This window comes from Micromonospora sp. MGP-C2 (genome assembly GCF_057766525.1).
In genome coordinates, this window is the sequence record NZ_JBYMEN010000002.1 from 3676346 (window position 1) to 3694237 (window position 17892).

At 70.9% G+C, this 17892-nt stretch carries 18 protein-coding genes; 10 read left to right on the forward strand and 8 right to left on the reverse strand.

The features are described 5' to 3' along the window. Positions 1-139 precede the first annotated feature (139 nt). From AC3CF1_RS16700 to mshA, 3 genes are all read right to left on the reverse strand, one after another. Entirely contained in the window at positions 140-1039 is a 900-nt protein-coding gene (locus AC3CF1_RS16700) for a hypothetical protein (protein ID WP_488452091.1), read from the reverse strand. Between the two features lie 359 nt (positions 1040-1398). Next, positions 1399-1914 carry a type III secretion system chaperone family protein gene (locus AC3CF1_RS16705; protein ID WP_355163627.1) on the reverse strand — a complete coding sequence of 172 codons (516 nt, stop codon included), beginning with the start codon at positions 1912-1914 and terminating at the stop codon, positions 1399-1401. A gap of 57 nt (positions 1915-1971) precedes the next feature. Then, a complete protein-coding gene (gene mshA / locus AC3CF1_RS16710; protein WP_488450795.1) occupies positions 1972-3336 on the reverse strand; it encodes a D-inositol-3-phosphate glycosyltransferase in 1365 nt (454 codons plus the stop codon). Positions 3337-3539: 203 nt separating this feature from the next. Here mshA and AC3CF1_RS16715 point away from each other — a divergent pair, with 203 nt between their 5' ends. Both AC3CF1_RS16715 and AC3CF1_RS16720 read left to right on the forward strand, forming a co-directional pair. Then, on the forward strand, positions 3540-4307 hold the full coding sequence (locus AC3CF1_RS16715) for an SDR family oxidoreductase (RefSeq protein WP_355159701.1): 768 nt from the start codon (positions 3540-3542) through the stop codon (positions 4305-4307). A 201-nt stretch (positions 4308-4508) separates the two neighbouring features. Continuing rightward, positions 4509-5309, forward strand: a complete 801-nt coding sequence (locus AC3CF1_RS16720; RefSeq protein WP_327646995.1) for a class I SAM-dependent methyltransferase — start codon at positions 4509-4511, stop codon at positions 5307-5309. On the opposite strand, the gene AC3CF1_RS16725 is transcribed toward AC3CF1_RS16720, so the two are convergent. After that, entirely contained in the window at positions 5306-6388 is a 1083-nt protein-coding gene (locus tag AC3CF1_RS16725; RefSeq protein WP_488450796.1) for a UDP-N-acetylmuramate dehydrogenase, read from the reverse strand. The two genes, AC3CF1_RS16720 and AC3CF1_RS16725, sit on opposite strands and share 4 nt — an antisense overlap. A gap of 69 nt (positions 6389-6457) precedes the next feature. Between AC3CF1_RS16725 and AC3CF1_RS16730 the strand changes: the two genes are divergently transcribed. The 6 genes from AC3CF1_RS16730 to AC3CF1_RS16755 all read left to right on the forward strand — a co-directional run bounded on the left by AC3CF1_RS16730 (position 6458) and on the right by AC3CF1_RS16755 (position 13025). Further along, a complete protein-coding gene (locus AC3CF1_RS16730) occupies positions 6458-7216 on the forward strand; it encodes a maleylpyruvate isomerase family mycothiol-dependent enzyme (RefSeq protein WP_354981722.1) in 759 nt (252 codons plus the stop codon). 184 nt (positions 7217-7400) lie between these two features. Continuing rightward, positions 7401-8708 (forward strand): ABC transporter substrate-binding protein, encoded by a 1308-nt coding sequence (locus AC3CF1_RS16735; protein ID WP_396683593.1) that lies wholly within the window; start codon positions 7401-7403, stop codon positions 8706-8708. 69 nt (positions 8709-8777) lie between these two features. Beyond that, entirely contained in the window at positions 8778-9767 is a 990-nt protein-coding gene (locus AC3CF1_RS16740) for a carbohydrate ABC transporter permease (protein WP_088950362.1), read from the forward strand. Next, positions 9764-10597 carry a carbohydrate ABC transporter permease gene (locus tag AC3CF1_RS16745; RefSeq protein ID WP_355159705.1) on the forward strand — a complete coding sequence of 278 codons (834 nt, stop codon included), beginning with the start codon at positions 9764-9766 and terminating at the stop codon, positions 10595-10597. Before AC3CF1_RS16740 ends, AC3CF1_RS16745 begins: the two co-directional genes overlap by 4 nt. Continuing rightward, positions 10594-11997 (forward strand): GH1 family beta-glucosidase, encoded by a 1404-nt coding sequence (locus AC3CF1_RS16750; protein ID WP_488450797.1) that lies wholly within the window; start codon positions 10594-10596, stop codon positions 11995-11997. The genes AC3CF1_RS16745 and AC3CF1_RS16750 overlap by 4 nt, the downstream gene beginning before the upstream one ends. A gap of 20 nt (positions 11998-12017) precedes the next feature. After that, complete coding sequence (locus tag AC3CF1_RS16755; protein WP_488450798.1) at positions 12018-13025, forward strand: LacI family DNA-binding transcriptional regulator; 1008 nt, start codon at positions 12018-12020, stop codon at positions 13023-13025. Positions 13026-13164: 139 nt separating this feature from the next. Here AC3CF1_RS16755 and AC3CF1_RS16760 read toward each other — a convergent pair whose 3' ends face one another. Then, on the reverse strand, positions 13165-13698 hold the full coding sequence (locus AC3CF1_RS16760) for a hypothetical protein (protein WP_328369837.1): 534 nt from the start codon (positions 13696-13698) through the stop codon (positions 13165-13167). Between the two features lie 254 nt (positions 13699-13952). Between AC3CF1_RS16760 and AC3CF1_RS16765 the strand changes: the two genes are divergently transcribed. Next, a complete protein-coding gene (locus tag AC3CF1_RS16765) occupies positions 13953-14366 on the forward strand; it encodes a RidA family protein (RefSeq protein WP_088950366.1) in 414 nt (137 codons plus the stop codon). Position 14367: 1 nt separating this feature from the next. Continuing rightward, positions 14368-15264, forward strand: a complete 897-nt coding sequence (locus tag AC3CF1_RS16770; RefSeq protein WP_355159711.1) for a GNAT family N-acetyltransferase — start codon at positions 14368-14370, stop codon at positions 15262-15264. Positions 15265-15291: 27 nt separating this feature from the next. Here the strand turns inward: AC3CF1_RS16770 and AC3CF1_RS16775 are convergent, their stop codons facing one another. The 3 genes from AC3CF1_RS16775 to AC3CF1_RS16785 all read right to left on the reverse strand — a co-directional run bounded on the left by AC3CF1_RS16775 (position 15292) and on the right by AC3CF1_RS16785 (position 17802). Beyond that, positions 15292-15876: a TetR/AcrR family transcriptional regulator gene (locus AC3CF1_RS16775; protein ID WP_354981725.1), complete on the reverse strand. Its 585-nt coding sequence runs from the start codon at positions 15874-15876 to the stop codon at positions 15292-15294. A gap of 70 nt (positions 15877-15946) precedes the next feature. Further along, positions 15947-16675: an ABC transporter ATP-binding protein gene (locus AC3CF1_RS16780; RefSeq protein WP_088950368.1), complete on the reverse strand. Its 729-nt coding sequence runs from the start codon at positions 16673-16675 to the stop codon at positions 15947-15949. Next, complete coding sequence (locus AC3CF1_RS16785) at positions 16672-17802, reverse strand: ABC transporter permease (protein ID WP_488450799.1); 1131 nt, start codon at positions 17800-17802, stop codon at positions 16672-16674. Before AC3CF1_RS16785 ends, AC3CF1_RS16780 begins: the two co-directional genes overlap by 4 nt. Between the last annotated feature and the right edge of the window lie 90 nt (positions 17803-17892).

Sequence of the window (17892 nt, forward strand, 5' to 3'; positions counted from 1 at the left end):
GGTGCAATAAAGCTAGTTCGCCCGGATTCTGGATTCAACCCAGATCGGCTGTCTCGCCCGTCACAACTGGCGAGTATCCGCTGTTCCGGCCTCGGTCATTGGCAACAGCCGCGTACCCGGCAGCCATTCCCGCAAACGCCTAACCGTCTTCCCGATCGGGTGACTCGGTCCGGAAGAAGTTGCTCTGCCGGCCGTCGCGCATCTGTTCCTGATAAATCAGGTTCAGCTTGCGCAGGTCGAAAGTATAAAACCAGTCATCCCAGGTGATTTCCCGAATCCGGCTGCTTTCCCGGTATCCGGGGATGTTGAAGGTCAACACACCCGCTCGACCATCCCGCTCGGTGCCGGCGATGGTCGCCGGCTTTGCCCCGCGTTCCCGGGCCCAGCGCTGGATCACCTCGTGGTTGGCGGTGATCAGGCTCCGCCCGGGCCGCTCCGGCCGATCCGTCAACGACGAGATCACCTGTGAGCTGCGGACCGATCGTCCGGTTCCCCGTCCGGTTCGGATCCCGCCGGCTGCCGCGCCGCCACCGGCCGGCGCGGTGCGCTTGGCAGGTGCCGCACGCTTTGCCGTTGTGCGCTTGGCGGGCGCCGACCGCTTCGCCGTCGTGCGCTTGGCGGGCGCCGCCCGCTTCGCCGTCGTGCGCTTCGCCGCTGCCGTACGCTTCGCCGCCGGCCGCGCCGGTGCCTTCTTTGCCGGCGCCTTGCGGGCTGGCGCCGTACGGGCCGTCGCCGTCCTGCGCGCGGCCGTCGACGTCGCCGCCGTCGTCTTCTTGGCGGCTGTCGTCTTCTTCGCCGCGGCTGTCGTCTTCTTCGCCGCCGTCGTCCGCTTGGCCGCCGTCGACTTGCGGGCTGCGGTCGTCTTCTTCGCCGCGGCCCGCTTCGCCGGTGCGCTCTTGTTCGCCGGCGCGGCCTTCGCCCGGCTCGGCGCCGCCCTGGCCGCCGACTTCTTGGTGGCGGCGGCACGACCCGCCGACGCCCTGGTGCCGGTGGCCCGACCCGACGGGCCGGTGCTGCTCCGACCCGCGCCGGCCCGCATCGAGCGCACCAACTGTTTCACCAGGTCGGGCTTACGCAGCGCGGAGATCCCGGAGACCCCGCGTTTGCGCAGTTGCCCTCGGATGTCGTCCACCCGCATCCGGGAGATCTCCGACTCGGAGACTCCCGGGGTACCCGGCGTCTGGTTGCCGGCCTGTCGCTTCGTCCTGGTCGCAGTCGCGCCGCGACCTGAGCTGTTCCGCTGAGCCATGGGATGCTCCGCTCCTTGGCACTCCGTCCTCGGCGCGCGGGGGTCCCTTGCCGCACCGCGCGGTGCGGCATACCCGTCAGGAGCAGTCCGAACCACCCTGATGTCGGAGGCGCGGGAGGCGCGGGCGCCGAGCGCGGTGCAGCTGTGTGTCAGGCCGGGTCGGGGCCGGAGCCGGAGGGCTCGAAGAGATGGGCGAACGCGGCCAGGTTGGCGGTCGACTCGCCGCGCTTGACCCGCCACTCGTACTCCCGCCGGATCGAACTGCCGAAGCCGATCTCCAGCATCGTGTCGAACGACTCGTCGGAGTAGGTGAGCACGGAACCGAGCAGCCGGTCCAACTCGTCGGCGTCCACGCCGGCCGGGTTGACCCGACCGGTCAGGTACACGTCGCCGACCGCGTCGGTGGAGAAGGAGACGCCGTACATGCGCGCGTTGCGCTGCAACAGCCAGGCCCACAGCTCCTCGCGGCGCTCGTCCGGCTGACGCATCACGAACGCCTCGATGCGCAGCGCGTGCTCGCCGACGATCAGATTGCAGATCGTCTTGAGCTTGTGGGTGCCCGGCAGGGTCACCGCGTACGCGCCGGGGCCGGTCGACTCCCAGACCAGGTCACGCTCGGCACAGACCGACTCGATCAGGGTCGCAAGATCGCTCTTCGGGCTCACCGGACCCACTCTACGACCGACCCGGCCGACGCACCGGTTGGCGACCGGTGTACCCGGTCACCAGGAGCAGGACAGCGCCGGATCACCGGCCAGGTCCGCCGCGAGTCGGGCGCGGTGCCCGGCGATCGCCTCGCCGTACACGCCGAGCAGGCCGGTGACCGTGCGGTCCCAGGAGAACTGCCGGGCGTGCTGCTCGGCACCGCGGGCCAGCACCGCCCGGAGTGCCCGGTCCGGCAGCAGGCGGCCCAGCGCACGTGCCCAGTCGACCGGGTCGTGGCCGTCGATCAGTACGCCGCTCACGTGATCCCGTACGGCGGTGACCAGTCCTCCGACGGCGGCGGCCAGCACCGGCGTACCGCAGGCCTGTGCCTCCAGGGCGACCAGCCCGAACGATTCGTTGTGCGACGGCACGGCGACCAGATCGGCGGCCCGGTACAGCGCGGGCAGATCGTCGCCGGTGAGCGGGGGCAGGAACCGCACCCCGTCGGTGACGCCGAGCGTGCCGGCCAGCTCGATCAGGGCGGTCGGCCGGTCCAGGCCACTGCCGCTGGGCCCGCCGCAGATCACCACTGTCACCTGGTCGGCCAGTGCCGGGTCGCGCTCCCACAGCGCGGCGATCGCGCGGATCAGCACGTCGGGGGCCTTGAGCGGTTGGATCCGACCGACGAAGGCGACGACGTACCCCTCGGCCGGCAGCCCCAGCCGGCGGCGAGCCTCGCGGGCAGCCGCGGACCGCTCGCCCGGCGCGGGCCGGAACCGGCCCAGGTCGACACCCGGCTGTACGACGGACACGCGGGCGGGGTCGGCGTCGTACCGATCGAGGAGGTCGCTGGCCTCGACCCGGGTGTTGGCGACCAGCCGGTCCGCCTCGGCGACCACCTGCTCCTCGCCGATCACCCGAGCCTTCGGCTCTGGTCGGTCACCGGCGGCGAGCTGGGCGTTCTTGACCTTCGCGAGGGTGTGCGCGGTGTGCACCAGCGGCACACCCCACCGCTCCTTGGCCAGCCAGCCGACCTGGCCGGAAAGCCAGTAGTGGGAGTGGATCAGGTCGTAGTGCCCGGGCGGGCGGGACGCCTCGGCGCGCAGCACCCCGGCCGTGAAGGCGCAGAGCTGGCCGGGCAGTTCCTCCTTGGTGAGGCCCTCCAGGGGCCCGGAGGTGATGTGCCGGACCTGCACGCCGGGCGCCATCTCGACAACCGGGGGGAGGTCGCCGGAGGTGGCCCGGGTGAAGATCTCCACCTCGACGTTGGCCTCGGCGAGCCGCCGGGCGACTTCGAGGATGTAGACGTTCATTCCGCCGGCGTCGCCCGTGCCGGGCTGGTGCAGGGGGGAGGTGTGTACCGACAGGGTGGCGATGCGGCGAGGCCGGGGCCACGGTTGGGCACCTCGCTGACGCCCGACACCGGTGTGCATTTCCGCCACATCCGCTCCTTTGCCACGGTTGATGCCGTCCGCACGACCGGCGCTTCTCGGTCAACCTGTACGCCGGATGTCATCTTCCCCATCGGGCTTCGGAAATTCCCGGCACGGCCCCCATGGGTGACGGACCTCATCACCGGGACGCCGTCAATGGCTGGCCCCGCGCCCGGTCGGGGCGGGTCGTGCGGCCGGGGGACAATGTCGAAATGACCTCTGTCGCCATCGTCACCGGAGCATCCAGCGGGATCGGCGCGGCCACCGCCCGTCGGCTCGCCGCCGAGGGCTTTTACGTGCTCGCCGCCGCCCGCCGCGCCGAACGCCTCGCCGATCTGGTCGCCGAGATCACCGCCGCCGGTGGGCAGGCCACTGCGGTGACCTGCGACATCACCTCGGACGAGTCGGTGGCCGCGCTGGCCGAGGCCGCCGCCCAGGCACCCGGGCCGGTCACCCTGCTGGTCAACAACGCCGGCGGGGCACGTGGACTGGACCCGGTGGAGTCCGGCTCGGTCGCCGACTGGCAGTGGATGTACGACGTCAACGTGCTCGGCACGCTGCGGGTCACCCAGGCGCTGCTGCCCGCGCTGGAGGCCTCCGGTTCCGGCACCATCGTGGTGGTCTCCTCCACCGCGGGCCTGACCGTCTACGAAGGTGGGGGCGGCTACACGGCGGCGAAGCACGCGCAGACCGCCATCGCCGGCACCCTCCGCCTGGAGCTGTGCGGCCGCCCGCTGCGGGTGATCGAAATCGACCCGGGCATGGTGAAGACCGACGAGTTCGGGCTGGTCCGCTTCGAGGGTGACGCGGAACGGGCGGCCGCCGTCTACGCCGGGGTGCCGGGGCCGCTGGTCGCCGAGGACGTCGCCGACTGCATCGCCTGGTGCGCCACCCGCCCGGAGCACGTCAACATCGACCGGCTGGTGGTCCGGCCACGGGCGCAGGCCGCGCAGCACAAGGTGCACCGAGTCAGCCAGTGAGGCGCGAGGAGTGAGCCGGGTTTGCGAGCCCCGCAGTCGCGAACACCAGCGGTCCAGTGAGGCGCGAGGAGTGAGCCGGGTTTGCGAGCCCCGCAGTCGCGAACACCAGCGGTCCAGTGAGGCGCGAGGAGTGAGCCGGGTTTGCGAGCCCCGCAGTCGCGAACACCAGCGGTCCAGTGAGGCGCGAGGAGTGAGCCGGGTATGAGCGGCGCGGCGCGGCGTCGGCCGCTCGGCGTGGTCACCCGGGGCACGACCAACCCGAATCGACTGCGTCGGGTGGACAACTGGATCGTCGCCACCTGTGCCGACCGGCTGTCGGCGGCGGCCGACCCTCTGGTGGTCGACCTCGGCTACGGCGCCACCCCGGTGACCGCTGTGGAGTTGCGCGCTCGACTCGCGGCGGGGGTGCGTCCGGACGTACGGCTGGTCGGGTTGGAGATCGACCCGGCCCGGGTGGCCGCGGCGGCGCCGGCCGCCGACCCACCCGGCCTCACGTTCGCCCGGGGTGGGTTCGAGCTGGCCGGGCTCCGGCCGGTGCTGGTCCGCGCGTTCAACGTGCTCCGACAGTACGACGAGAGCGAGGTCCCGGACGCCTGGCGGACGATGACCGCCGCGCTCGCCCCGGGTGGGGCGCTCGTCGAGGGCACGTGCGACGAGCTGGGCCGCCTCGCCAGTTGGCTGCTGATCGACGCCCACGGCCCCCGGACGCTGACTCTCGCGGCGAAGCTCACCACGCTGGGCAGCCCCGCGGAGCTGGCCGAGCGGTTACCCAAGGCGCTGATCCACCGCAACGTTCCCGGTGAGCCGGTGCACGATCTGATCCGCGCGCTGGACGACGCCTGGCAGGCCGCCGCCCCGTACGCCACCTTCGGCCCCCGCCAACGCTGGCTCAGAGCGGTGAGCCGGCTCCGCGAGACCGGCTGGCCCGTCCTCGACGGCCCCAGCCGCTGGCGTCAGGGTGAGTTGACCCTCCCCTGGCCCCTCCCGGCGCGAGTCGGTTAGAGGGTGCAGTTCACCAGGACTGGTTCGGGGTGGAGGGTTACGCCGAAGCGGGCGTGGACCTGGTCGCGGATGTCGCGGGCCAGGGCCAGCAGGTCGGCGGTGTGGGCGGTGCCGCTGCGGTTGGTGAGGGCGAGCGTGTGCTTGCTGGAGATGGCCGTCCCGCCCGGGCCGGGGTGACCCTTGGTGAAGCCGGCCTTGTCGATCAGCCAGGCCGCACTGACCTTGACCATGCCGTCGGCTCCCGGCCAGGCGGGCGGGTCACCGATGTCGGCGGCGCGTTCCCGGAGCAGCTCGTACGTCGCCCCGTCGAGCACCGGATTGGTGAAGAAGGAGCCGACGGAGCGGGTGTCCGGGTCGGTGGCGTCGAGCACCATGCCCTTGCCGGCACGCAGCCGCAGCACCGTCGCCCGGGCGTCCGCCAGCGGCACCTGGTCGCCGACCTCGACACCGAGCGCCCTGGCGAGCTCGGCGTAGCGCACCGGCCCGGAGAGCGGGGACCGGGTGAGCCGGAAGTCGACGGAGAGCACGACCCAGCGGTCCGCGTACTTGAAGATGCTGCCTCGGTAGGCGAACCCGCAGTCGGCGGCGGGGATGATCTGGCGGGTGCCCTCGACCCGGTCGTACACCTCGACGCCGGTGATCGTCTCGGCGACCTCCTGGCCGTACGCGCCGACGTTCTGGATCGGGGTTGCCCCGGTCGAGCCGGGGATGCCGGAGAGGCACTCCAGACCGGCCCAGCCGTTGGCGACCGTGGCGGCGACCAGGTCGTCCCACGGTTCGCCGGCCTCGACCCGTACGGTGACCGACCCGGCGTCCTCCGCGACGACGCGCAGGCCCCGGGAGCGCACCAGGACGACGGTGCCGGGGAAGCCGGAATCACCGATCACCAGGTTGCTGCCACCGGCCAGGACCAGGACCTGCTCGTCCGCGTCCCGGACCGCGCGGATGATCTCTTCGGCACTGCCGGCGGCGACGATGCGCGCGGCCGACCCACCCATCCCTAGAGTCGTGTAGCTGGCCAGTGGACCAGGGATGGCACGATCGGCTGCGGTTGTCGGCTGGGCGGAGGCGTCTGGCACGCCCTTCACCTTAGGCTGAGTAGTAGCCGTGGCACCCACTGGTCGCCCGGCACCCCCGGGAGGATGGCGATGAGCAGACTGCAGGGCAGCAAGGATTTTTGGATCGGGGCGCTCCGGGCGGAGGGTCCGGCATTCGCGGCGGCGGTGGCCGAGGCGCCGCCGGAGACACCGGTGCTGTCCTGTCCGGGCTGGACGGTCAACGACCTGACACTGCACCTCGCTGGCATCTATAACTGGGTGTCGTCGTTCGTCGGCTCCGGCGCGACCGCGCAGCCGGCCCGCCGCGAGCCGCTCGAGGCGGACCCGGGCGTGAGCCCGCTCCAGCTCTGGCAGCAGGGGTACGACCGGCTGTTGACCGTCCTCGACGGCGTCGACCCGGAGGCACCGGCGTGGAACTGGGCGCCGCAGCCGAAGAAGGCCGGCTTCTGGCCGCGTCGGATGGCTCACGAGACGGCGGTGCACCGCTGGGACGCCCAGCTCGCCATCGGGGCCGGTGACCCGGTCGAGGCGAAGCTGGCGGCCGACGGGGTGAGCGAGGTTCTGGACACCTGGCTGCCGGCGGGCCGGCGGCACGTGCCGGGCGACTGGCACGGGGTGGTGCAGCTTTCCGCGACCGACGCGGCCCAGGAGTGGTATCTGCGGCTGCGCGGCGAGGGGGTGGCGCTGCTCGACACCGCGACCATCTTCGACCACGACGACCACCATGCCCGGGCGCAGGTCAGCGGCAACGCGAGCGACCTGCTGCTGGCGCTCTGGGGTCGGGTGAGCTTCGAGACGCTGGATGTCGCCGGCGACCGGGGCCTGCTGGAGGGCCTGCGCCCCGACTGAGCGGGCCTCGTCGACGAGGGCGTCTCCCATTGACGGGGGGCGCCCTCGAACTCGTCGTGGGTCACGTCGGGATATCAAAGAGAGCGCTCTCTTGACAGGGCCGGACACGTCCCAGCACCCTGTCCGTGAGAGCGCTCTCTTAACCATCTGCCACCACCGACCACCTTGAGAGAGGTCGAAACCCATGGCTGTCTTCCCGCGCCGCCGGCTCGCCGCGGTAGCCCTCGCCGCGACCACCGCCCTGCTCGTCACCGCCGGCTGCGGTGGCGGCGACGAGCAGAGCGGGGACGGGCCCGTCACCCTGACCGTCGACGTCTTCGGTCAGTTCGGTTACGAGCAGCTCTACCAGGAGTACATGACCGCGAATCCCGACGTGAAGATCGTCGAGCGCGGCACCGGCACCAACCTCGACGAATACTCACCGAAGCTCACCCAGTGGCTCGCCGCCGGCCGGGGCGCCGGCGACGTGGTGGCCATCGAGGAAGGGCTGATGGTCGAGTACAAGGCCAACCCCGGCAACTTCGTCAACCTGCTGGACCACGGCGCCGCCGACCTCAAGGGCAACTTCCTCGAATGGAAGTGGAACGCCGGCCTGACCGCCGACGGCAAGCAGCTCATCGGCCTCGGCACCGACGTCGGCGGCATCGCCATGTGCTACCGCAAGGACCTCTTCGAGAAGGCCGGCCTCCCCACCGAGCGCGACGAGGTTTCCAAGCTCTGGCCCACCTGGCCGGACTACATCGCCACCGGTGAGAAGTTCGCCGCGGCCAAGACCGGGGCGTCCTTCCTCGACGCGGCCACCAACACGTTCAACACGATCCTGCTGCAGACCGCCGGCAACAGCAGCGGCTACAGCTACTACGACACCAGCGAGAAGCTGGTCGTCGACAGCAACCCGGCCGTGCGACAGGCCTACGACACCACCATGGACATCATCGACTCGGGCCTCTCCGGCAAGTACGGCTCCTGGTCGGAGGAGTGGGTGTCCGCCTTCAAGCAGTCGAAGTTCGCCACCATCGCCTGCCCCGCCTGGATGACCGGCGTCATCGAGGCCAACGCGGGCCCGACCGCCCAGGGCAAGTGGGACATCGCACGGGTGCCCGGCAACGGCGGCAACTGGGGCGGGTCGCACCTCGCCGTGCCGAAGCAGAGCAAGCACCAGGCCAAGGCGATCGAGCTGGCCAAGTTCCTCACCAGCGCCAAGGGTCAGATCGGCGCGTTCAAGGCCAAGGGCCCGCTGCCCTCGTCCCCGCAGGCGCTCGACGACCCGGCGATCACCGGCGCGACCAACACGTACTTCTCCGGGGCGCCCGTCGGCTCGATCTTCGGCACCGGCGCGAAGAGCCTCAAGCCGGTCTACATGGGCCCGAAGAACCAGGCCGTCCGCACCGAGGTGGAGAACGCCGTGCGGACCGTGGAGCTGGGCCAGCGCAGCGCCGCGCAGGGCTGGACGGACGCGGTGACCAACGCCAAGAAGGCCGCCGCCAAGTAGCCCGAGCGATCGTGCGGGCGGGCCCCGGTCCCCGGAGTCCCGCCCGCACGGCGAAAGGAGTCCCCGGGCATGACCGCCCAGCTCGAAGCCCGCCCGCCGGTCGCACCGGCACCCCCGCGTCCGACAGGTCGCTTCAGCCGGCTCGACACCCGGTTCTCGCCGTACCTCTACATCGCCCCGTTCTTCCTGATCTTCGCGATCTTCGGGGCCTACCCGCTGGCGTACACCTTCTGGGTCTCGCTGCACGACTGGGACCTGCTCGGCACCGACCACCCGTTCGTCGGCGCCGAGAACTACACGCGGCTGCTCGCCGACACCGACTTCTGGCACGCGCTGGTGAACACGCTGGGCATCTTCGTGATCTCCACCGTCCCACAGCTGCTCGCCGCGCTCTGGCTGGCCAATCTGCTCAACCGGGGCCTGCGGGCGCGTACCGGCTGGCGGATGGCGGTGCTCGTCCCCAACGTGACCTCCACCGCCGCCGTGGCGATCGTGTTCGGAGTGCTCTTCGGCCGCGAGTTCGGCATGATCAACTGGCTGCTCGACCTGGTCGGGATGGACCCCATCGGCTGGAAGTCCAACCGGTTCGCCTCCTGGGTGGCCATCTCCGCCATGGTCGACTGGCGGTGGACCGGCTACAACGCGCTGATCCTGCTGGCCGCCATGCAGGCCATCCCCAGGGACCTGTACGAGGCCGCGGCGATCGACGGCGCCAACCGGGCGCGGCAGTTCTGGTCGGTCACCGTGCCACTGCTCAAGCCGACGATCATCTTCTGCACCATCATCGCCACCATCGGCGGGTTGCAGCTCTTCACCGAGCCCCGGATGTTCCACTCCGGCACCAACCCGATCCGCGGCGGGCCGCTGCGCGAGTCGCAGACCCTGACCATGTACATGTTCGAGAACGCCTTCGCCCCGCACTACAACTTCGGCTACGGCTCGGCGGTCGCCTGGCTGCTCTTCGCGCTCATCGCGATCGTCGCGGTGGTCAATGTGCTGATCCTGCGCCGCCTCGGCGGCGGATCGCGCCCCGACGCACGGAAGGGATCGGCGCGATGAGCCGGCTCTGGCGGGCCAGCCCGCTCACCTACCTGGCCCTGGTCGTCGCGGCCGGCCTGTCGATCTTCCCGATCTGGTGGATGATCGTCGTCGCCAGCCGCTCCAACGACGCGATGGGCCAACTGCCACCCCCGGTCACCCCCGGCGGCAACCTGGGCGCGAACATCTCCCGGCTGTTCGACAACACCGACGCGTACTTCGCCGCCGGCCTGATCAACTCGACGATCGTGGCCACCACGGTCACCGTGTCCGTGGTGTTCTTCTCCAGCCTGGCCGGGTTCGCCTTCGCCAAGCTGCGGTTCCGCGGCCGCAACGCGCTGCTGCTGGTCATCATCGCGACGATGATGGTGCCGACCCAGCTCGGCGTGATCCCGCTCTACCTGCTGATGACCCGGCTGCAGTGGAACGACCGGCTGCCCGCGGTGATCGTGCCGGTGCTGGTCACCGGGTTCGGGGTGTTCATGATGCGGCAGTACGCCGGCCAGGCCATCAGCGACGAACTGATCGAAGCCGCCCGGATGGACGGCTGCGGCACCGCCCGGATCTGGTGGCACGTCGTCGTGCCCGCGCTGCGCCCCGCCGCCGCCGTGCTCGGCCTGCTCACGTTCATGACCACCTGGAACGACTTCCTGTGGCCGTACGCTGTGCTGAACGATCCGGCGAATCCCACAGTGCAGCTCTCCCTGCGGGCTCTGTCGGACGGTTACTACCAGGACATGTCGCAGGTGTTCACCGGGACAGCGATCGCGACGCTGCCCCTGCTACTGGTCTTCGTGTTGTTCGGCCGGCAGATCATCGGCGGGATCATGGAAGGTGCGGTCAAGGCGTGAGCGAGCGAACCAGCAGGCACAGCGACGAACTCCGTTTTCCCGACCATTTCCTCTGGGGGGCGGCCACCGCCGCGTACCAGATCGAGGGCGCGGCCCGCGACGACGGTCGCGGTCCGTCCATCTGGGACACCTTCAGCCGTACGCCGGGCAAGGTGTACCAGGGCCACACCGGCGACGTCGCCTGCGACCACTACCACCGGTACGCCGACGACGTGGCGCTGATGGCCGAGCTGGGCCTGCGGGCGTACCGTTTCTCGGTCGCCTGGCCCCGCATCCAGCCCGACGGCAGCGGCCCGGCCAACCCGCGTGGGCTGGACTTCTACGACCGCCTCACCGACGCGCTGCTCGACCGGGGAATCGACCCGATCGTCACCCTCTACCACTGGGACCTGCCGCAGGCCCTGGGCGACCGTGGTGGCTGGACCAACCGGGACACCGCCGAGCACTTCGCCACCTACGCCACCGCCGTGTACGCCCGCCTCGGCGACCGGATCGACGTGTGGACCACGCTCAACGAGCCGTGGTGCTCGGCCTACCTCGGCTACGGCAACGGGGTGCACGCCCCGGGCGAGCAGGACCCGGGAGCGGCCTTCACCGCCGTACACCATCTGCTGCTGGGCCACGGCCTGGCGGCGCGGGCGCTGCGGTCAGCCGGCGCGAGCAGCGTCGGCATCACCGTCAACCCGGCCGACGTGCGACCGGCCGACCCGGAGAGCGCGGCGGACGCCGCCGCGGTGCGCCTGGTCGACGGCCTGCACAACCGGATCTTCCTCGACCCGCTGCTGGCTGGCGGCTACCCGGACGACGTCCGCGAGCACGTGGCGCGGATCATCGAGCCGACGTTCATCCGCGACGGTGACGAGAAGCTGATCGCCGCGCCGATCGACCTGCTGGGGATCAACTACTACGCGCCCGGTTACGTGGCCGGCCGACCCGACGGCGCCGGCAACGACGCCTACCCGGGCACCGAGGGCGCCGTGCACTTCGTGCCGCCGACCGGGCCACTGACCGACATGGGCTGGATGATCGAGCCGGCCGGGCTGACCCGCTTGCTGGAACGGATCGCCACCGACTACCCCGGTGTGCCCCTGCTGATCACCGAGAACGGTGGGGCGTTCCCTGACAAGCCGGGCGCCGACTCGCCCGACGGGCCGACGCAGGTCATGGACACCGATCGCATCGCCTACCTCGACGGGCACCTGCGCGCGGCGCACGAGGCGATCTCCCGGGGCGTGGACCTGCGCGGTTATCTCGTATGGTCATTGCTGGACAACTTCGAGTGGGCGGAGGGTTACCGCAAGCGGTTCGGGATCGTGCACGTCGACTACCTGACCCAGCGGCGCACACCGAAGGCCAGCGCCCGGTGGTACCAGGAGGTGATCTCCCGGAACGGGCTGTGACAAGCGGGGGGAAGGGCGCGATGACGACGGCGCAGCGGCCGACGCTCGAAGCGGTGGCGGCGCGGGCCGGGGTGTCCCGCGCCACCGTGTCGCGGGTGGTCAACGGTTCCACCACTGTCGCGGAGCCGATCCGGGAGGCGGTCACCCGGGCCGTCGCCGAGCTGGGGTACGTGCCCAACCTGGCCGCCCGCAGCCTGGTCACCCAGCGCACCGACTCGATCGCCCTGGTCATGCCGGAGGCGGCCACCCGGGTCTTCTCCGACGACCAGGTCTTCCCCGGCATCATCCGTGGCGTCAGCCAGGAGCTGGAGGCGGCCGACAAGCAACTGGTGCTGATGCTCGCCGGTTCGCCGGCCGGGCATCAGCGGGTCGAGCGGTACACCACCGGTCGGCACGTCGACGGGGTGCTGTTCGCCTCGCTGCACGGCGCCGACCCGTTGCCCGGCACACTGGCGCGGCTCGGCATCCCGGTGGTGGTCAGCGGTCGGCCGCTCGGCGACGTGCCCGTGCCGTACGTCGACGTGGACCACGTGGCCGGGGTGACCACAGCCGTCCGACACATGATCGACATCGGTCGGCGGCGGATCGCCACCATCGCCGGCCCACAGGACATGGTCGCCGGGATCGAGCGACTCAGCGGTTACCGCAGCGCGGTCGCCGACGCGGGGCTGCCCGAGCTGATCGCCGTCGGCGACTTCACCCGCGAGTCCGGTGCGGCGGCGATGCGTCGCCTGCTCACCGAACACCCCGACCTGGACGGCGTCTTCGCCGCCTCCGACCTGATGGCGCACGCCGCCCTGCGGACGCTGCGCGAAGCCGGCCGGCGGGTGCCCGACGACGTCGCGGTGGTCGGCTTCGACGACATCGAGACGGCCGCGTACACCGAGCCACCGCTGACCACCGTCCGGCAGCCGATCGTGGAACTCGGCCGCCGGATGACCCGCCAACTGCTCCGGCTGGCCGCCGGGGAGGAGATCGAGCAGGCGGTCATGTTGCCGACCGAGCTGGTGGTCCGCGAGTCGGCCTGATCTGCGGCCCGGCACTAACGGCCGGTGAGCGCGAGCAGAAACACGCATGGCCGCGTACCAAGACCTGGCACGCTGCCATGGGTGTGACGTGCGTCTGCAGATGTGCCGGCAGCCGCTTTCAGGACGGCTGCCGGTCAGCTCACGGCTTGACGGTCAACTGGAGCAGGGTGGTCGGCTCCTCGCCGCCGTCGCCGATCCCGAACTGGGTGCTGCCGTTCGGGTCCAGGTCCTTCGTGGTCCTCGTGCCGGCGTCGGTGGTGACGGTCGCCGTCCCGTTGTGCCCGGTGGTCGAGGTCTGCCCGTCGCCGCGGATCTCGTAGACGCCGGGCACCTTGAGATCAAGCCGGCCGGTGGCCGCGAGAGCCTTGAAGCAGACCAGGCCATCGCTCGCCTGGCCGATCGGCTCGGTCGTCCACACCTTGATCACGCCGATGTTGTTGCTGACGGGGGTGCCGCAGTCGGCCAGCACGATGTGACCGTCACCAGAGATCAGCTCGATGTTCTGTGCGGCCAGAATGGCCGCCGCACCTGGGTACTTGAAATCCTCCACGATGGAGCCGCCGTTGGTATCCGTCGGGGAGTCATCGTTTGCCGCGAGCGCAACGCCGGCGAAGGTCGCCGCCACCGCGGCCCCTACCACACCGACCACCGCAGCCTTGGACAGCACACGCATGCCTTACCTCTTCCTCACTCCAAATCCCAGCCGTCAACGCGGCGAGTCGTTTGCCCCCGTGCAGTGACGAACCCAGCCCGGGCAGAATACTGAAGGAATCGATGTATGTCTGCCCCCGGCCCGAGCAGAGCGAAGGAGGGCTCCGCGCACCCGGGCACAGCTGCGGATCAGCAGCCCGTCGTTCCCGTGAGGTCGCTGCCGCACCGGCGGATAATGCGTCGCCCGGGTCCGTGATCGTCGCTAGCCTCGCCGGCATGCCGGATCCTGTCGCGTTGCTGCACGTCCCCGCCCTGTCCGACGTCGCCGAGTACGCGTACGCGGCCATCGTCGAGCCGCCCGCCCGGCTGGTCTTCACCGCCGGGGCGTGCCCGCTGGACGCCGAGGGACGCACCGTCGCGCCGGGCGACCACGCCGCGCAGGCCCGGCAGGTGATGGCGAACCTGGAGACCGCCCTCGCGGCGGCCGGCGCCACGCCCACCGACGTCGTCAAGACCACCGTCTACGTGGCGTCGTCGCAGCAGAAGGACCTGGTGACCGTCTGGGAGGTGGTGCGGGACTTCTTCGGCGACCACGACCCACCCAGCACCCTGCTCGGGGTCGCCGTGCTCGGCTACACCGACCAGCTCGTCGAGGTCGAGGCCGTCGCCGCCGTACGGACGGAGGCCTGACATGCGCATTCGTGTGGCGCGACCCGAGGACGCCCCGGCCGTGGTGGCCCTGCGGGCGACTGTCTACCCGTACCTGGTGCGCGGTGTCGAGTCGACCCGGAAGATGATCGCCGAACCGCCGCCCGGGGAAGACTGGACCGCGTTCGTGGCCGAGGTCGACGAGCGGGTGGTCGGTTGGGTGTCCGCCGAACGCATCGGCACCACTTCGGCGGCGGACGTCGGTGGCATCAACCTGCTGCACGTGCACCCCGAACACCGGCGGCACGGCATCGGCACCGCCCTGCTGACCGCCGCGACCGACTTCCTCCGCCCGTTGGGAATCCGCCGGGTGCGTGCCATGGCACAGCCCGACGCGCTGCCGTACGCCCGGCGGCACGGCTACGAGCCCAGCCGGGAGGTGCGCTACTCCGCGCTCGACCTGAATCCGGCACCCGCGCTGCCCGACCCGCCTCCGGGGGTGCGGCTGCTTTCGATCGCCGACCTGGACCCGCACCTCCTGTACACGGCGGACGTGGCCTCGGCGGCGGACGAACCGGGGGACGTGCCGGTCGACGCGAAGAGCTACGAGAGCTGGCAGTACGACGTGTGGGACAACCTCGGGCTGGACAAGGCGTCCAGCATGGCGGCGGAGGTCGGTGGTGAGGTGGTCGCGTTCAGCCTGGTGAAGCGGGACGGGGACCGGATGTGGTCGGACTACACCGGCAGCATCCCGACGTACCGGGGCCGAGGGCTGGCGCGGCTGGCCAAGGTGGCCGCGCTGCACCGGGCCGCCGCGAACGGCGTACGGGTCGCGTACACCTCGAACGACGAGGCGAACGCGCCGATGCTGGCGATCAACGCCCGGCTGGGCTACCGGCCGGTGACGTCCCAGTGGTCCTGCCTGGCCGACCTGAGCTGATCGTCGTCGCCCGGCCGGGCCGAACCCTCAGCCGCTGTCGAGATCGAGGTACGGGCTGAGAAGTTCGCGGGCGAGGCCGGTTGCGGTCCGCAGGGGAAGCCCTCCCTCGATCATCCGGCTCAGGGCGTAGACGATCGACTGGACCAGTTCTGCCATGCGGGCCGGGTCCGACGAGCCGTGGTCCGTGAGCGCGGCCCGCAGCGGGGCTTCCAGGCTGTCGTGCATGAGCCGACTGGACGAGGCGAGCGTCTCGCTGCTGCCGGCCGATGCCAGCGCACGGGCCAGTGCGTGATCGCCTCGGGCAACCAGTTGCAGGTTGGCTTCCACGTACGCCTGGATCTTCGGCCCGGGGGTGGCGGCCTCGTCCATGTGCTTCTCGACGTACGCCGACCAGCGGGGGAACGTGTCGATGACGAGTGCGTCGAACATGTCGGCGCGGGACTTGAAGTACGAGTAGACGCTGGATCGGGCGAGGCCGGCATGCTGGGCGACCTCGGCCAGCCCGGGGATCTGCTCGGGGTGTTTCGACAGCAGGGCGCGGGCCGCGTCGAGCAGCGCGGCGCGTTGGGAGGCCCGGTGCTCAGCGACAGTCGCGGCCTGGATCTTCGGCACGCCGCCCCCCTTGTTCCGGACGGACGTGGCCGGCCTGGTCGTGCGCCGCGCCCGCACCCTGCCGTCGTGGCTAGCTGCTGGCCGCGAGCTTGCCGTCGACCATCTCGTAGACGGTGTCACAGTATTCCAGCACATCGTGGTCGTGAGTGACCATGACCACCGCGACCGACCGCTGCCGGGCCTCGTGGGCCAGCAGCCGCACGATGTCGTGGCTGCGCGCCCGGTCCAGCGCTGCTGTCGGTTCGTCGACCAGCAGCACGCTGGGCTCGGTGACCAGCGCTCGGGCGATCCCGACCCGTTGGCGTTCGCCACCCGACAGTTGGTGCGGGCGCCGGTCGGCCTTGTCGGTCATGCCGACGTCGGCGAGCAGCTCCAGCGGGTCTCGGCCGGACCGCGTCGACCGTGGTCCCAGGCGCAGGGGCAGCCGCAACTGGTCGACGGCGGTCAGCGCGGGCAGCAGGTTGCCCGACTGGAACACGAAGCCCACATGTTGGCGGCGCAGGGCGGTCCGTGTGCGGCGGCTCGGCACTGTCATGTCCTGACCGGCCACGGTGACGGTCCCCTGGTCGGGCCGGGCCAGGCCGCCGGCGACGGCCAGCAGACTGGACTTGCCAGCACCGGACGGGCCGACGATCGCGGCGAGCTCACCGGGTCGCACCGTCAGGTCGACGTCGTCGAGCGCCTGCACGGTCTCGGCGGCGTCGCCGTGCCGCAGGGACACCGCACGCATCACCAGGCCGAGCCGCTCGGACGAGTCAGCGGGTGCGGTCGAAGCGGTCGGAGCGGGACTGCTGCTCATCGGTTTCCTCCCAGAGCGGTGGCCGGGTCGACTGAGGTGATGCGGATGACCGCCGCGGCGGCTCCCACCAGGCCGAGGACGACGAGGCCGATCGCGGCGGCGGAGATGCTCGGCATGCTCAACGCGAACGGGACACCGCTGCCGGTGATGAAGGCACCGAGCGCCAGCCCCAGCCCCACGCCGACGAGGACAGCGACCGCCAACAGGACGAACGCCTGCGTCAACGCGTCGCGCAGCACCCAGCCGGTCGAGGCGCCCAGCGCCCGCAGGACGGCCACCTCGGGCTTACGTTGGATCGCCCACACCGCGAAGAACGCTCCGGCCACCAGCGCCGAGATCGCGTACAGGAATCCCTGAATCAGCTGCAGCGTCGTCGTCTCGGCCGTGTATCCGGGCGAAGCCCCGTAGGACTCCTTCAGGGTCAGGCTCTCGGTTCCGGTGGCGGCGTCGCCCGCAGTCAGATCGACGGACTTCCCGTCGTCCGAGCGGACCGCAACCGCCGTGATCTCCGTTGCGGCCCTTGACGGCAGATCCGCGTCGGGGGCGGTGCCGGATTTGATCGCCTGCCACGCCGCCAACGGCACGTACGCCACGTCCACGTGCCCGAAGGTGTCCTGTTGCTCGGTGACACCGACGACCCGCAGCCGCGTACCGACCCGATCCACGGTGACCGTGTCGCCCATCCGCAGCCCCGCGTCCAGCGCCGTGGGACTCACCACGATCCCGTCCGCCGTGCCCAACCGCTCACCCTGGCTGACCGGGGGCGACAGGAACGAGTCGGGTTGCACTCCGAACAGCGCGAGGTCGACCTCAGTTCCCCGATCGGTACGAGTGTTCACCAGCGTGTTTCCGAACGGCGCCGCGTCCGCGACGCCCGGCTGGGCACCCCAGCTGTCGACCGCCGACATGTCCACGACGCTTCGTGAGAACGCGGAGTCCCGCTGGACGCCGTGCGCGAAGGCGAACGACGTGACCGGCAGGTTCTGCAACCCGGAAACGCCGTCGCGCACCAGGCCGACCGACAGCCCCGACAGCATCACCATCAACACGGCGATCAGCGCGATCACGGCGCCCATCAGAGCGAACCGCAACCGGGCGAAGCTCAGCTCACGAATTGCGAGGAACATCAGCGCCCGCCCTCGTGGATTGTCGACATCATGTCGGCATCTTATCAACACGCTGTCGGCAAAGCGTCGCCTGCTGGAGGCACGGTGACC